Raw genomic sequence first — 14,563 nt, 5'->3', positions numbered from 1 at the left:
GTCCAGGGTCCCGCTGGACCCTGGCGTGGGGGTTGAAGGGGGAGCAGCGCTCCCCCTTCGGACAGATCAATCCGCCGTCGCCCCACTCGCCCGCACGATCGGCGCCCAGCGCGCGATCTCGCTGCGGATGAAGGCACCGAACTCCGCCGGGCCGCCTTCCAGCACCTGCATCCCCTGCCCCGCCAGCCTCTCCCGCACCGCGGGCACCTCCAGCGCAGCGCGCGTCGCCGCGTTGATCTGCTCGATGACCGGGGCCGGCGTCCGCGCCGGCGCCACCAGCCCGAACCAGGCCGTGACGTCGAAGCCCGGCAGGCCCAATTCAGCCAGCGGCTTCACCTCCGGCCAGGTCGCCATCGGCCGAAGCCCGGAGAGCCCGATCGGCCGCAGCCGCCCGCCCTGCGCCATGCCGAGCGCCGCGGGCACGGAGGCGAAGGTCATCGTGGTCTGCTGGCCGAGCACCGCATTGATGCTCTCCGGCGCGGATCGGAAGGGCACATGCGTCAGCCGCGTGCCCGTCATCTGTTCCAGCACCGCGCCGCCCAGATGCTGGGACGTGCCCGATCCGCCGGAGGAATAGGTCAGCTCCCCCGGCCTGGCCCGCGCCGCGGCGACGATGTCCTGCACCGTGCGATAGGGGCTGTCGGGATGCACCACCAGCACGTTGGGGCTCGTCGCCGCCAGGGTGACGGGCGCGAAATCCGCCACCGGATCGAAGGGCATGGTGCGGTAGAGCGCGGGGTTGATGCCATGGGTGGAGACCGTCGCCATCAGCAGCGTGTGGCCATCCGGATCGGCGCGCCTCACCACCTCGCCGGCGATGTTGCCGCCGGCACCAGGCCGGTTCTCCACCACGACGGACTGCCCGAGCCGCCGCCCGAGTTCGTCGGCCAGGGCGCGCGTCAGGATATCGGCGGCCGATCCCGCACCGATCGTGACGATGATGCGGATGGGGCGCGTCGGGAAGGATTGCGCGCGCGCCGCGCCGGCCAGGGCCAGCGCGGGTGCGGCCAGAAGCAGCGACCGGCGGTTCATGGCACCACCCCGATGCCCTGGATCTCCACCACGATGCCCGGCCGCGCGAAGGCGCTGACGGTCAGCAGCGCACTGCACGGGAATTTGCCCCCCGGAAAATGCTCCGCCCGCAGCTTCACCAGCTGGTCGCCATGGCGGGGGTCGAGGATATAGACCGTGGTCCAGACGAGGCTCGACAGGTCGCCACCCGCGCGCCGCAGCGTGCGGTCGATCAGCGCGTAGCAGGTGCGCACCTGCTTCTCGAAATCCCAGTTGATGTCGCGGCCCTCCAGGTCCTGCGTCGCGGTCTGGCCGGAGAGCCAGACGGTGCGGCCGCCGGCGGTGATGACGGCAGGCGAGAAGGCGCGGGATTTCTGGAAATCCGTGCCTTCGAGGTGTTCGACGACCAGGCTCATGACGCTCCCTCTCGGATCGGTACGGGAAGCGTGCAACCGATTGCCGGGCGAGGGAAGGGCTACCGCTTCACGATCTCCACGCGCCGGTTCTGCTGCCGGCCCGCATCGTTGTCGTTGCTGGCGATGGGCGCCGCCATGCCGACGCCGAAGGGCGTGAGGCGCGCGGCCGCAATGCCCCATTCCCGCGTCAGCGCCGCCACCACCGATTGCGCCCGGCGCGTCGAAAGCTGGACATTGTAGTCGAAGGCGCCCTGGCCATCCGTATGCCCGGCGACGATCACGTTCATCGCGGGATTGGCCCGCAGGAACCTCGCGATCTCCTCCAGCGTCGGGCGCGAGGCGGGCAGGATCTCCGCGCTGTCGAAGCCGAACTGGATGCCATAGAGCGCGACGCGCCCGGTCCGCTCCACCGCCTGCTGCATGGCGGAGGCATCGACGAAGGTGATGCGCCCGCCCTGCATCGGCCGGCTTTCCACCACATCCACCAGCACCTGCGTCCGCTGCCCCTGCGCCACGGCGAGGATCGCGACATGCACGTCGCCCTCCGGCCGCGTCAGCCTGGCCAGGGTGTAGAGCTGGTTCTCCCAGCCCGGCGCCAGGCCCGGCCCCGGGCCCTGCACGCCTTCCACCACCGCGAACCAGAAATCGGACCGATCGCCGCATTCCTGGGCGCGGCAGGCGAAGAGCGTCTCGAACCCATTCGCCGCCAGCTTCTCCTGGTGGTTGCGCATGACCTCAAGCGGGGAGCGCCCCTCCGGCCCCTCATAGCGCAGCCGGAAGGCGCGGCCGGCAACGGGGGTGGAGTTGCGGTCATTCACGCGCGACCCCGTCTCCCGCGTGTCGCGGCCGAAGACGGGGCGGTTGATCATGCGGAACTCGTCATAGTCCCGCGCGCGGTAGTGGCGGATGAAGGACCCCTCGTAGCGCCCGACCAGCGGATGGTCCCGCCCGCCGGCGACATCCGGCGCGGGCCGCGGCTGCGCCAGCGCCGGCGCGGAAAGGAGGAGGGCGGCGAGGAGCAGGAGCAGGCGCATGCGGCATCATTCCGCGCGCGGCGGAAACCGGGCAATCGCGGCATTGTTTCATCCGCTTCGCGGCCACCCTTCCCGGCCCGATGCGAAGGGCGCAGAACATCGCCATGACGACGACCGACGACACCATCCGCGACCTGCTGCTGAAGACCCGGCGCATCGCCGTGGTCGGCGCCTCCGACCGGCCCGACCGGCCGAGCCATGGCGTCTTCGGCTTCCTGCTCGCGCGCGGCTATGACGCGACGCCGGTGAACCCGACCCTGCCCGGCAAGGCCATTCACGGCCGGCCGGTGGCAGCAAGCCTGGCGGAGGCCGCGCCGCTCGACATGGTGGACATCTTCCGCCGCAGCGCGGAAGCCGGCGCGGTGGTGGATGAGGCGATCGCGCTCGGCGCGAAATCGGTCTGGCTGCAACTCGGCGTGGTGGACCAGGCCGCGGCGGAACGGGCCCGCGCGGCGGGGCTTGTGGTGGTGATGGATCGCTGCCCGGCCATCGAATGGCGGCGCCTGAACCTGCCCGCGAGGATCGTTCCCTGAACGGTCACGCTTCGACACCTCCTCCCCGCTTGAAAACGGAGCGGCGGCGGGCCACCTTCGGTGCAGGTTACAAGCCGGTAAGGTAACGCGGGCAACCCGCCGGCCCCACCCGCCCGCCCGGACCGCGACGCGGCCGGACTTCCTGACAGGGAACGAGAGAGACATGACGGACGAGGAACGCCGGATCATCACCGGCTATGTGGAGCGGGTGAGCGGCGCGGCCAACGCGGCGCCGGCGCGTCCGGCCTCGCCCTGGGGCGCGCTGGGTGGCCAGCAGCAGCCGGCCGCGCAGCCGCTGCCCCCGGTGGACCGCGAAGCCGATGCGCTGATCGCGGACCTCTTTAACCGCTACCCCGAGGCGCGCTACCGCATCACCCAGACCGCCTTCGTGCAGGAGCACGCGCTGGTCGAGATGCAGAACCGCATCCAGCAGCTGGAGTGGGAGCTGGAGAACGCCCAGCGCCAGGGCCAGGCCGCGCAGCAGAATCGCGGGATGTTCGGGGGCATGTTCGGCGGCGGCGGCGCGCGCCCCGCGCCGATGCCGCCCCGCCCGCAGCCGCAGTATCCGCCGGGCTACAACCCGGCCGCGATGCAGCAGGGCGGCGGCCGCGGCTTCCTCGGCACCGCCATGATGACGGCGGTCGGCGTCGCCGGCGGCATGATGCTGGGCAATGCGCTGATGGGCGCCTTCGGCGGCGGCACGGCGCAGGCGGCGGAAGCCGCGACCTCCGGCGCCACGGATGCGGCGGCGGGCGCTTCCCCCTGGACCGATCCGGGCGCGGGCGGCCAGACCTATGGCGACGACGCCCAGGCCTATGACAGCGGCGCGGGCTACGATGACGCCGGCGGCGGCTACGACGAGGAAATCTGATCACCCCACCAGGTGATCGGCCAGGGGCGCGGCGGGGACACCCGCCGCGCCCTTTTTCATGCGGGCTCCTCATTGATTGCCAGGAATCCATTGGCGATAGTGACGAAAATGCGCATCCCGGACCTCGACCTCGACCTGCTGCGCTGCTTCGTCACGGTGGCGGAGCAGGGCGGCTTCACCGCGGCGGGCACCGCGCTCGGCCTGACGCAATCCGCCGTTAGCCTGAAGGTGAAGCGGCTGGAGGACCTGGTCCGCCGCCCCGTCTTCCAGCGCACCAGCCGCCGCGTCGGCCTGACCCGGGAAGGGGAGACGCTGCTGGCCTATGCGCGGCGCATGCTGGCGCTGAACGACGAGGCTGTGCGCCGCCTTGTGGCGCCGCCCGTCGCGGGGCGCCTCCGCCTCGGCGTCGCCGACCATTTCGTCCCCCGCAGCCTGGCCCCCATGCTGGCGCGCTTCTCCACCACCTATCCGGAGGTGCGGCTGGAGGTGGAGGTGGGGCGCAGCCACGAACTCCGCGCCAAGCAGGCCCGCGGCGGGCTCGACCTGGTGCTGGGCAAGCGCCGGGACGGGGAGACGGCCGGCGTGCCGATCTGGACGGAGACGGTGGTCTGGGCCGCCTCCCCCGACTGGCAGGCGCCGGAAGGCCGCCCCCTGCCCCTCGCCCTGCTGCCGGAGGGCTGCATGTTCCGGGAACGGGCCCTGGCCGCCCTCGCCCGCGCGGGCCTGGCCTTCGAGGCCGTCTTCACCTGCGACAGCCTGCTCGGCCTGGCGGCGGCGGCGCAGGCGGGTTTCGCCATGACCGTGCTGGGCCGCAGCGGCTTCCCGCCAGGGCTGCGGGAGGTGCCGGGCCTGCCGCCACTCGGTGTCGTCGAGATGGCGATCTTCGGCGACGAGACGGGCCGCAGCCCGGTGGTGGCGCCGCTGGTCGGGCTGATCCGGGACAGCCTGGCGGAGTAGGGTCAGCCCTGCGCCGCTTGCGATTGACCGGGCGCGGGCGAGGGGCGCAGCGTGGCGCGCGAATACCCCCACCCCAGCCCTCCCCCGCAAGCGCGGGGAAGGGAGCAGGCTGCGCCACCCGCACTCCCTCCCCCGCGCTTGCGGGGGAGGGTCGGGGTGGGGGACAGGAAGGCGCGCGTGAGACCCGGAGCCCCGCATGCCCGCCGACACCCAAGACGCCCCGCACCACGACGCCCGGGTCCTGGCGCTGATCGGCACCGGCCACTTCCTCAGCCACTTCTACATGCTCTGCCTGCCGCCGCTCTTCCTGGTGTGGCAGGCGGAATTCGATGTCTCCTTCGCCACCCTCGGCCTTGCGGTCGCGCTGATGGCGGGTGTCACGGCGGCCTTGCAGACGCCGGTCGGCTTCCTGGTGGACCGGCACGGCGCCATGCCCTTCCTGCTGGGCGGCGTGCTTCTGATGGCGCTGTCCATCGCCGCCATGGCCTTCGCGCCGGGCTACTGGGCGATCGTGCTGCTCTCCATCCTGTCCGGCGTCGGCAATGCGGTGATCCACCCCGCGGACTACGCGATCCTCGGCGCCTCCATCCATCCGTCGCGCATTGGCCGCGCCTTCGCCATGCACACCTTCACCGGCAATCTCGGCTTCGCCGCCGGGCCGCCGGTGGTGGCGGCCATGCTGCTGGTGATGGATTGGCGGATGGTGCTGCTGGTGCTGGGGCTGGTGGGCGTCCCCGTCGTGCTGGCGATCCGGCTGCAGGGCCGCATCCTGAAGGACCAGGCGAAGCCCAAGGACCGCGCGGCGGGGCCGGGCGGGCGGGAATTGCTGCTGTCGCGTCCCATCCTGCTGTTCTTCGCCTTCTTCCTGCTCTCCGCCATGGCGGGCAGCGCCATCCAGGCCTGGTCCATCACGGTGCTCGGCAAGCTCTGGGGCACGCCGGTCGCGGTCGCGTCCCTCGCCCTGACGGCCTACATGGTGGGCGCCACGGGGGGCACGCTGGTGGGCGGCTGGTATGCGGATCGCTCCACGCGCCACCTGGTCTTCGTGGTGTCCACCACCATGGCCTCCGCCGCGCTGCTGCTCTCGCTCGGCCTGGTGCCGATGCCGGAATGGCTGCTGCCGGCGGTCGCCGCGGCGTCCGGCCTGCTGATGGGGTCGTCGCGCACGCCGCGCGACGTGATGCTGAAGAACGCCATCCCGCCAGGGCAGATGGGCAAGGTCTTCGGCTTCGTCTCCTCCGGCCTGCCGCTGGGCGGCGCCATCACGCCGGTGCCCTTCGGCTGGCTGATCGACCTCGGCCTGGCCTGGATGGTCTTTCCGCTGGCGGCGGCGCTGCTGGTGGCGTCGCTGTTCTGCATGGGCAGCGCCCAGGGCGCGGCGATGCGGGCGCGCGCCGTGCCGGTCGCGGCGGAATAGGCGCTTGGGCAGCTTCGACACCGCGCTGCGGGTCCTCGACCTGCTGGGCATCGCGGTCTTCGCCGCCTCCGGCGCGCTGGTCGCCAGCCGGAAGCAGATGGACATCGTGGGCTTCGTGCTGATCGGCGTCATCACCGGCTTCGGCGGCGGCACGGTGCGGGACCTGCTGCTGGGCCGCACGCCGATCTTCTGGCTGAAATCGCCCGAACTACCGGCCATCGCGGCCGCCACCGCCATCCTCGTCTTCTTCTTCGCCCACCGCGTGGAAAGCCGCTTCAAGGCGCTGCTCTGGGCGGATGCGGTGGGGCTCGCCCTCTATGCCGTGCTGGGGGCGGAGATCGCGCTGATCGCCGGCGCCAACCCCTGGGCCGCCGTGCTGCTCGGCGCGGTGACGGCGACGGCGGGCGGCATCATCCGCGACGTGGTCTGCAACGAATTGCCGCTGATCCTGCGGAAGGAGATCTACATCACCGCTGCCATGGCGGCCGCGGCGGCCTATGTCGTGCTGCGCCTGGCCCCCCTGCCCCGCGACATCGCGCTGACCGCCGGCATCGCGCTGGGCTTCGGGCTGCGCGGCGTGGCCCTGTGGCGCGGCTGGTCGCTCCCGCCCTTCCGTCCGAAGCCCGCCCGCGACTATCCGGACGAGCGGTAGCTACGCGCCTTCGATCACGCCCGCCTCGACCAGTTCGGCGAAGGTGCCGGCATGGGCGATGCGGCCTTCCTCCACCACCACGATGCGGTCGGCGCCGCGGATCGTCTCCAGCCGGTGCGCGATGACGATGCGCGTGCAGGTCATGGTCGCGACCGTCCGCGTCGTCACGGCCTGCGTGGTCGGATCCAGCGCGCTGGTCGCCTCGTCCAGGATCAGCACATCCGGCTTGTTCACCAGCGCGCGGGCCAGCAGCAGCCGCTGCACCTGCCCGCCCGACAAAACCTGCGACGCATCGGCGATGGGCGTCCTCAACCCGAGCGGCATGGCCCGCACATCCTCCGCGATCGCCGCCCCTTCCAGCGCCTGCCAGATCCGCGCCTCGCTCGCCTCGCTGAAGCCGCGCAGCGTGTCGATCAGCGCGCCGGGCGGCAGGGTGGCCCCCTGCAGCACCGTGCCGACGCGCCGCCGCAGCAGGCCGAGGTCGAGCGAGGCGAGGTCCTGCCCGTCATAGGCCACGCTGCCGAAATGCGGGCGCTCCAGCCCCAGCAGCAGCCGCACCAGCGTGGACTTGCCGCAGCCCGACCGCCCGATGACGGCGACGAACTCGCCCGGCTCGATCTCCAAATTCAGGCCGCGAAAGACCGGCTGCTCCGCGCCCTCATAGGCGAAGGCGACGTTGGACAGCTCGATGCGGCCGGAGAGCCGCCCGGGATCGATCCGCCCCGCCGTCGCTTCCGGCAGGGACTGCATCAGCGGCGCGGCGTAGTCCCGCATCGCATTCAGCGGATGCCAGCCCATGAAGGCCGCGCCGAAGCCGGTGGCCGCGCCATTGGCGATCATGAAGGCCATGAGGAAGCCGATCACGGCCGGCTTGGTGCCGGCATCGCCCGCCGCGAAGACCAGGAACAACAGGCCGAGCGCCAGGAAGGTCAGGAAGGCGGAGCCGACGCTGTGCCAGGTCTCCACATGCTCCTCCGCCATCTTGCTGCCGCGCAGCACCATGAAGCGCTCCGCCCAGCTGGCCAGCAGCCGCTGCTCCACCCCGGCCAGGCGCAGCTTGGTGATGCCGCTCACGGCCTCGATCGCCAGCGCATCCGCAGCACCCGTCTGCGCCAGGCTCGCGGCATGCGCGCGGGTCTTCAGCACGCCCGCCAGGATGGAAAGGCCGAGCTGCGCCAGGATCAGCGGCAGCGCCACCACGGCGGCGATGGGGATATAGGCGAAGAGCATCGCCATGGCGGTGACGAAGGTGGCCGCGCTGCCGATCGCCGCCAGGCGGTAGTTCTTGCGCCCGAGCGGCACGGCGAGCGCGACGCCGAGGCGCGAGGCGAGCTCCGAGGGGTTGTGCCGCCGCAGCACCGGGATCGGCAGCCGCAGCAGCCGGTCCCAGAGCGCGGCATGCAGCGGCGCCTCCATCGTCGCCGTCATGCGGTGCTTGGCGATGTCGCCCGCCATCTGCACGACGAAGTTCGCGAGCCCGACGCAGGCCAGCGCGATGCCGAGTTCCACCAGCCCGAGCCGGTTGCCTCCGGGGATGAGCGACCCCGTCGCGAAGGACATGGCGATGGGCATGCCAAGGCCGAGGAAGGCGCCGATGATGGCCGCCCCGATCGCCAGCGCCTTGTCGGGCGCATGGGGATGCACGAAGGATTGCAGCTGCGGCCAGCCCAGCGGCTGGTCCGGCAGCGGCTCCATCAGCGTCCAGGCCTGCGGCAGCAGCGTGGCCGCGACCGCTTCCGTCACCGGCCGCGGCGCCACGCCCGGCTTCTGCACGACGTAGCGGCTGCCATCCCGCAGCAGCGCCACGGCATCGCCGCCGATCTCCCGCCCCAGCAGCGGGCCGAGGTCGCGCTTCCACCAGTCGCCCGGCAGCGAGACCTGCCGCAGCCGGAGGCCCGACGCACGGGCGATCTCCTCCATCGTGGGCGGCGTGTCGATATCCTGCTCCCGCAGCCGCGTCGGGCGCGTGATGCGCGGGCGCAGCCCGGCAGCCTTGGCGACCGCCACCATGGCGAGGAAGAGCGGCTCCGCCGCCGCATCCTGGCCGGGATCGGCTTCCGGCGGCGCCGGCGCATGCAGCAGCTTGGCGGCGATGCCGGCGGTGCGGCTCTCGGCCTCCCGGTCCTGCCGCGCGCGCTGTTCCAGGCGCCCGCTCTCATCGATCTCCGCCAGGCTGCGCAGCCCGGGCAGCATGGCGACGCAGGCCTGGGTGAAGGCGCTGACACCGGCCGCCGCTTCCTCCAGCGCATCGGGCGCCACGCTCGTGAACACGGGTGCCTCGAAGGCCGAACCCGCGACCAGCCAGGCCTGGGGCGGCAGGGGCAGCAGGCCGGAGACGGGTTCGAGGCCCAGCAGCATGGCGCCCTGTGCCGGCAGGCGCAGCCAGGCGCCGTCGCCGCGCGTGGTGGCGGATTGCCGGTCCGCGAGCTGCAGCATCCGCCCGGGCCGCGCCACGCGATCGATGTTGGAGGGCCGCCAGAGCCGCGCGCCGAGCCCCTGGGCCAGCACGCCGGCCCAGCCCTGCATCGCCTCCAGCACCGCCTCCGACCCGCCCAGCGCGCCGAGATGTGGCAGGCGGCGCAGCACCGCGCCGGCGGCGGGGCGGATCACCAGGCATTCGATGTCGGACTCATGCCCGACGACCAGGCTGCCTTCCTCCAGCCGGCCGACGAACAGGTAGGGGCCGGGCGGCGCCACGCCCTCCTCCAGCCCTTCCACGGCGGCGAAGATGTCGGCCTCGCCCCCTTCCAGCAGCCAGAAGGCGCCGGGCTCCACCAGGCTGCGGGGCGGCTGCTGGAAGCGGCGGTCGATCGGGTCGATCGCCAGGTTCGACGTCAGCGTATCCATGACGATCAGGCCTCCGCCAGCATCAGCCGCGCGAAGGCGCCGCGGCGCGCCGCGAGCTCCCCGGGCGGGCCCATCTCCACGATCCGGCCGCGTTCCATCACCACCACGCGGTCGCAGTCGCGCAGCGGCGCCAGGCGATGCGCGATGACGAGCATCGTGGCACCCCGCCGGCGGATGTTGGACAGCAGCTCCGCCTCCGTCTCGTCATCCAGCGCGGCCGTCGCCTCGTCGAACACCAGGATGCGCGGGTCCTGCACCAGGGCGCGGGCAATCTCGATCCGCGCGCGCTGGCCGCCGGAGAGGTTGGCGCCGCCGCCCGTCACGGGGAAGGCGTAGCCTTCGCGCCGGTCGAGGATGAAGTCGTGGATGACGGCATCGCGCGCCGCGGCGTGGAGCCGTTCCTCCGACACGGTCGGATCCCACATCGCGATGTTGTCGCGGACGGTCCCCGTGAAGAGGAAGCCGTTCTGGTCCACCACCTGCACGCTCTGCCGCAGCACGGCGCGGGGGATGTCGCGGATCGGCTTGTCGTCCAGCAGCACCTGGCCCGACCAGGGCTCATGCAGCCCCGCCGCCAGCAGCGCCAGCGTGGACTTTCCCGAGCCCGAGGCGCCGACGATGCCGACGCGCTCGCCGGGCTCGATGGTCAGCGAGACATCGGTGATCAGCGGCGCCGCGCGGCGCGAATGCCCGAAGGTGACGTCGCGCAACTCGACCTTGCCCGCCAGCCGCCGGATCAGCCGCGGCGCGGGCGGGGGCTTGGTGAATTCCTCCGAGAGCGGGTGGCGCAGCGTGTCGTCCAGCAGGCGCAGATTGGCCCCGGCCTCCTGCAGCCGCGGGCCGAGCTGCACCAGCCGCCCGACCGGCGCCAGGAAGGCGGATTGCAGGAAAAGGAAGGCGACCAGCGCGCCGATCGACATCTCCCCATCGATGATGAGCCCGCCGCCGACGCCGATCGCCGCCGCCGCCGCGATGGTCGTCACCAGCCCCGGCAGGTGCTTCAGCGCCGTGCGGCCCAGCATGAGCGACTGCCGCAGGTTCAGCGCGCGGGCGCGGCGCGCCGTCAGCCGGTCGAACAGCAGCGCCTCCGTCCCGCTGGCGCGGTAGCTGTCGATCATGCGGAGCCCCTGCTTCGCCTCCGCATCCTCCAGCCCCTGTTCGTTCAGCAGCCGCTGCTGATCCTCCTGCAACCGCGCGGAGAGCACGAGCAGCGCAAGGCCGAGCGTCGCCGCCCCCAGCGCCGAGACGAGCCCGAGCCGCCAGTCGAAGAGGATCAGCACCGCGAGGTAGGTGACCGCCATGATCAGCGCGAGCATGGTGCCGCCGATCTCCTTCGCCACCGTGCCGGCGACGCGGTCGTTCAGCATCACGCGATCCGCGATCCCCGCCGCGCCGCGCTGGCCGTAGAAGGACAGCGGCAGGCGCAGCACGCGCTCCATGAACTCGATGCCGCCGCGCACGGCGACGCGCGTTTCGAGGTTGTGCTGCAGCGTCTTCTGCATCCAGGTACAGATCGCGGCAAACAGGCCCGCGCCGAAGACCACCAGCACGATGGGCCAGAGCCACTCCATCACATGCGCGGACATGATGCGGTCGAGGAAGACCTGCCGGAAGCTCGGCTGCAGCACGCCGGGCACGGCCAGCATCAGGCTGATGCCGATGGCGAGCCAGACGGCGGCGCGGCCGCCCTTCAGCCGGTCCGCCAGGCCGCGCAGCGCGCTGGGCGCGGAGCCGCCCTTCTGGAAGGCGGGGCCCGGCTTCATCATGATCAGGATGCCGCTGAACTGCCGGCGCAGCTCCCGGTCATCCACCCGGCGACGGCCGCGCGCCGGGTCGTTCAGGCACCATTGCCCGCCGGACCTGCCCTCCAGCACCAGGAAGTGGTCCATGCCCCAATGCAGGATGGCCGGGCATTCGACCTCCGCCAGCGCCTCCGGCTCGCAGCGCACGGCGCGGACCTCGAAGCCCAGCTCCCTTGCCGCCGCCACGACATGCTGCGCCTTGCTGCCGTCGCGGGAGACGCCGCAGCGCGCGCGCAGATCCTCCAGCGTCAGCCACAGCCCGTGATGCGCGGCGATGATGCCGAGCGCGGCGGCGCCGCATTCCGCGGCCTCCACCTGCAGGATGGTCGGCGTGCGCATGGCGCTCACCGCGCCAGCTGGCTGGTGGTCACCGCACGGGGCGCGGCGGCATCCGTCGTGACCCGCACATCCTCCCCCAGCCAGCGCTGCAAGGCCGGCAGGCCGAGCGCGATCATGCGCACCTGGCGCACCGTCGCCTGCATGGTGGCGGGGGTGCCGCCCTCGATGGAGAAGGCGGGACCATTGCCGCCGGACCAGACGTGGCGGCCGCGCGCATCATGCTCCAGCTCGATGTTCACCTCGAACAGCGTGCGCTGGTTGCGCTGGAATTCGGAAACGAGCGCATCGTTCTGCAGCGTGCGGAGCATACCCGCGCTGCTGGCCGGCGTATCCGCGACGCGCAGCACGCGGCCGCGCAGATAGCCGTATTCCTGCGACGGCGCCGTGGCCGGCGACAGGTCCACCACCATGCCCGGCTGCAGCTTCTTGCCGTCCTGCGCGCCGACATAGACGAGGCCGACGAGCGGCCCGCTACCCGCATCGCTGTCGCTCCGCACCAGCGTCAGCAGCGGCCCGCCGCGATTGACCACCTGGCCGACATTAGCCTTGGCTTCCACCACGCGGCCATCGAAGGGCGACCGCACGGCGCCCATGCGCTGGATGCGCTCCGTCAGCGTCGTGACCTGGCGCTCCGCCGTCTGCACGCGCTGGTCGGCAGTCAGCAGGTCCCGCTCCCGCTGGGTCTGGCGCATCATCGCGTCCATCTCCAGCACGCGGCGGTCGTTCTGCAGCGATTCGATCTGGTCGCGCACGCCGAACAGCTCGATCTGCGCGCCGATGGCACGGTCGCGCGTGGCGAGCGACCGGTCGGCCAGGTCCCGCACCACGCCCTCGCGCTCCGTCAGCAGGCGCAGCCGGTCCTGGGCGGCGCGCAGGCTGCGCGCCAGGCCCTCATCCCGCGCTGCGCGCCAGGCGCGGTCGGCGGCCTGCTCGCGGTCCTGGAAGCGGCGCATCTCGCTCCGCGCCGTCTCCGCATCCCGCAACTCGCCCTCCGCCGCGGCGAGTTGCAGGCGAAGCTCCGCCTGGTCCACCACGGCGACCACGCTGCCCGCCGTCACCAGGTCGCCGGGCCGCGCGGTGAATTCCACCACACGCCCTTCCGTGTCGGAGACGATGTCGGTGAGCCCGCCTGCCGAGAGCAGGATTCCCTGGCCATTGATCTTCACCGGCACATTCGTCACCGCCGACCAGCCGAGCAGTCCGACCGTCAGCGCGCCCAGCACGCCCCAGAGGATCTTGAGCGGCGGCGGCACCACCTCCAGCGCATCATCCACCGTGGTGACGGAGGTGGCGGAGGCAACGGCCTCGGCCCGGAACAGCGGGGTCTTGCCGGGGTTTTCCATGGGCGTGGTTCCGCGCGCGGGGTGCAGTCACAAGGCGATGGCGGATAGGGCGCGGCTGCGAAGGCCGCGCCCTGCTCTGGATCAGCGGAAGAGGCGCTTGATCTTCCTGCCCACGCTCTTCGCCGTGTTCTTGGCCTTGTTCGCCGCATCCTGCGCGGCCTTGGCCGCATCCTGCGCGGCCTTCTCCGCCGCAGCCTTGGCTTCCGCCGCGGCCCGCTCCGCCTGCGCCCGCGCCTCGGCCGCGGCCTTGTCGGCAGCCGCCTTCGCTTCCGCCGCCGCCTTGTCGGCCGCGGCCTTCGCTTCCGCCGCAGCCCTGTCCGCCGCCGCCTTCGCCTCGGCCGCGGCCTTCTCCGCCGCCACCTTGTCGGCCAGCGCCTTCGCCTCGGCCGCTGCCTTTTCCACTGCCGCCTTCGCCTCGGCCGCCGCCTTCTCCGCCGCCACCTTGTCGGCCAGCGCCTGCGCCTCGGCCGCCGCCTTCAGCGTCGCCTCGCTGGTCGCCATCGCGGCCTTCTCGGCGGTATCGGCGACCGCCTTCGTATCGACGGTGACGCTGGCGCCGGCATTCAGGCCGCCGATGCCGATCGCGGCCTCGCCACCCAGGCCGAGCGTGACCTTGCCACCATCCAGCGCCGCGGTGCCGTTGAGGCCCACGCCCGCGGAGCCCGGATCGACATAGCCGCCGGAGACGGTGCCGGAGGCTTCCTTGGTGCCGATCGTGGCTTCCGCCGTGACGGAGTAGTAGGCGCCCGCCATCACGCCCGCATCCGCCTTCACGCCCGTCAGGCCATAGGCCATCTGGCCCTCGACGCCCGCCTTCACGCCGGCCTCGACCGTGGTGCCGGTGGTGGCGGTGACGCCCGCGCCCAGCTTGTGCTCCGTCTCCACCGTCACGCTCACGGTGCCGCCGATACCCGCGGCGCCGGAGGCGGAGACGCCGGTGACGCCGACGCTGGCGCCGACCATCACGCCCGTGCCCGCCTCGACCGTCACGGTCGTCGTGACGTTGCCTTCCGTCTTGCTGCCGCTGATCGTCGCGAAAGCGCCCGCACCCGCCGAGGCGCCGACGCCCGTCATCGTCACTTCGTAGTTGCCGCCCGCGAAAGCGCCGGCCGCGCCGGTCACCTTCACGCCGCCGATCTCGGTCGACACCGTCTCCATCACGCCGACGCCCGCGCCGCCTGACTTCACCACCGGGCCGCTGATCGCGACGCCATACTCCACGTCATCTTCCTGGCCGTCACCGGCCTGCTGGCTCGATTGGATCGCGCCGCTGCCGCCCACGACGGCGGCCAGCATGTTGTCGTCCAGCTCCACGAAGGCGGTCTTGGTGACGGCGTTCAT

12 protein-coding genes are annotated in these 14,563 nt (G+C 72.4%); 5 read left to right on the top strand and 7 right to left on the bottom strand.

Annotated elements, in window-relative coordinates; genetic code table 11:
* Positions 1 to 66: 66 nt before the first annotated feature.
* From G3576_RS14715 to G3576_RS14705, 3 genes are read right to left on the bottom strand one after another with little or no spacing between them, the layout of a single operon-like run.
* Positions 67 to 1,032, bottom strand: a complete 966-nt coding sequence (locus tag G3576_RS14715) for a Bug family tripartite tricarboxylate transporter substrate binding protein (RefSeq protein WP_164695167.1) — start codon at positions 1,030 to 1,032, stop codon at positions 67 to 69.
* A complete protein-coding gene (locus tag G3576_RS14710; protein ID WP_164695166.1) occupies positions 1,029 to 1,427 on the bottom strand; it encodes a RidA family protein in 399 nt (132 codons plus the stop codon). Before G3576_RS14710 ends, G3576_RS14715 begins: the two co-directional genes overlap by 4 nt.
* Positions 1,428 to 1,486: 59 nt before the next feature.
* Positions 1,487 to 2,461, bottom strand: coding sequence for an OmpA family protein (locus tag G3576_RS14705; RefSeq protein ID WP_164695165.1), 975 nt, complete (start codon positions 2,459 to 2,461; stop codon positions 1,487 to 1,489).
* Positions 2,462 to 2,565: 104 nt separating this feature from the next.
* On the opposite strand from G3576_RS14705, the gene G3576_RS14700 reads away from it, so the two are divergent.
* From G3576_RS14700 to G3576_RS14680, 5 genes are all read left to right on the top strand, one after another.
* A complete protein-coding gene (locus G3576_RS14700) occupies positions 2,566 to 2,994 on the top strand; it encodes a CoA-binding protein (RefSeq protein WP_164695164.1) in 429 nt (142 codons plus the stop codon).
* 163 nt (positions 2,995 to 3,157) lie between these two features.
* Positions 3,158 to 3,865 carry a DUF2076 domain-containing protein gene (locus G3576_RS14695; RefSeq protein WP_164695163.1) on the top strand — a complete coding sequence of 236 codons (708 nt, stop codon included), beginning with the start codon at positions 3,158 to 3,160 and terminating at the stop codon, positions 3,863 to 3,865.
* 108 nt (positions 3,866 to 3,973) lie between these two features.
* Positions 3,974 to 4,822 carry a LysR family transcriptional regulator gene (locus G3576_RS14690; RefSeq protein ID WP_164695162.1) on the top strand — a complete coding sequence of 283 codons (849 nt, stop codon included), beginning with the start codon at positions 3,974 to 3,976 and terminating at the stop codon, positions 4,820 to 4,822.
* Positions 4,823 to 5,018: 196 nt separating this feature from the next.
* Positions 5,019 to 6,239, top strand: coding sequence for an MFS transporter (locus G3576_RS14685; protein ID WP_164695161.1), 1,221 nt, complete (start codon positions 5,019 to 5,021; stop codon positions 6,237 to 6,239).
* Positions 6,240 to 6,243: 4 nt separating this feature from the next.
* Positions 6,244 to 6,891, top strand: coding sequence for a trimeric intracellular cation channel family protein (locus G3576_RS14680; protein WP_235951939.1), 648 nt, complete (start codon positions 6,244 to 6,246; stop codon positions 6,889 to 6,891).
* On the opposite strand, the gene G3576_RS14675 is transcribed toward G3576_RS14680, so the two are convergent.
* From G3576_RS14675 to G3576_RS31285, 4 genes are all read right to left on the bottom strand, one after another.
* Positions 6,892 to 9,738: an ATP-binding cassette domain-containing protein gene (locus G3576_RS14675; protein WP_164695160.1), complete on the bottom strand. Its 2,847-nt coding sequence runs from the start codon at positions 9,736 to 9,738 to the stop codon at positions 6,892 to 6,894.
* Positions 9,739 to 9,743: 5 nt separating this feature from the next.
* Positions 9,744 to 11,879, bottom strand: a complete 2,136-nt coding sequence (locus G3576_RS14670) for a cysteine peptidase family C39 domain-containing protein (RefSeq protein ID WP_164695159.1) — start codon at positions 11,877 to 11,879, stop codon at positions 9,744 to 9,746.
* A gap of 5 nt (positions 11,880 to 11,884) precedes the next feature.
* On the bottom strand, positions 11,885 to 13,222 hold the full coding sequence (locus G3576_RS14665) for an NHLP bacteriocin system secretion protein (RefSeq protein WP_164695158.1): 1,338 nt from the start codon (positions 13,220 to 13,222) through the stop codon (positions 11,885 to 11,887).
* Positions 13,223 to 13,303: 81 nt separating this feature from the next.
* Entirely contained in the window at positions 13,304 to 14,563 is a 1,260-nt protein-coding gene (locus G3576_RS31285; RefSeq protein WP_164695157.1) for a hypothetical protein, read from the bottom strand.

The sequence above is a fragment of the Falsiroseomonas algicola genome (assembly GCF_011040385.1).
GTDB classification, from domain to species: Bacteria; Pseudomonadota; Alphaproteobacteria; order Acetobacterales; family Acetobacteraceae; genus Falsiroseomonas; species Falsiroseomonas algicola.
This window is presented reverse-complemented; position numbering and strand designations above follow the sequence as displayed.

What these genes read in the sequence shown, in the direction of transcription:
- G3576_RS14705 (WP_164695165.1), bottom strand. Translation starts at nt 2,461, where the DNA reads ATGCGCCTGCTCCTGCTCCTCGCCGCCCTCCTCCTTTCCGCGCCGGCG.
- G3576_RS14710 (WP_164695166.1), bottom strand. Translation starts at nt 1,427, where the DNA reads ATGAGCCTGGTCGTCGAACACCTCGAAGGCACGGATTTCCAGAAATCC.
- G3576_RS14715 (WP_164695167.1), bottom strand. Translation starts at nt 1,032, where the DNA reads ATGAACCGCCGGTCGCTGCTTCTGGCCGCACCCGCGCTGGCCCTGGCC.
- G3576_RS14700 (WP_164695164.1), top strand. Translation starts at nt 2,566, where the DNA reads ATGACGACGACCGACGACACCATCCGCGACCTGCTGCTGAAGACCCGG.
- G3576_RS14695 (WP_164695163.1), top strand. Translation starts at nt 3,158, where the DNA reads ATGACGGACGAGGAACGCCGGATCATCACCGGCTATGTGGAGCGGGTG.
- G3576_RS31285 (WP_164695157.1), bottom strand. Translation starts at nt 14,563, where the DNA reads ATGAACGCCGTCACCAAGACCGCCTTCGTGGAGCTGGACGACAACATG.
- G3576_RS14665 (WP_164695158.1), bottom strand. Translation starts at nt 13,222, where the DNA reads ATGGAAAACCCCGGCAAGACCCCGCTGTTCCGGGCCGAGGCCGTTGCC.
- G3576_RS14675 (WP_164695160.1), bottom strand. Translation starts at nt 9,738, where the DNA reads ATGGATACGCTGACGTCGAACCTGGCGATCGACCCGATCGACCGCCGC.
- G3576_RS14670 (WP_164695159.1), bottom strand. Translation starts at nt 11,879, where the DNA reads ATGCGCACGCCGACCATCCTGCAGGTGGAGGCCGCGGAATGCGGCGCC.
- G3576_RS14690 (WP_164695162.1), top strand. Translation starts at nt 3,974, where the DNA reads ATGCGCATCCCGGACCTCGACCTCGACCTGCTGCGCTGCTTCGTCACG.
- G3576_RS14685 (WP_164695161.1), top strand. Translation starts at nt 5,019, where the DNA reads ATGCCCGCCGACACCCAAGACGCCCCGCACCACGACGCCCGGGTCCTG.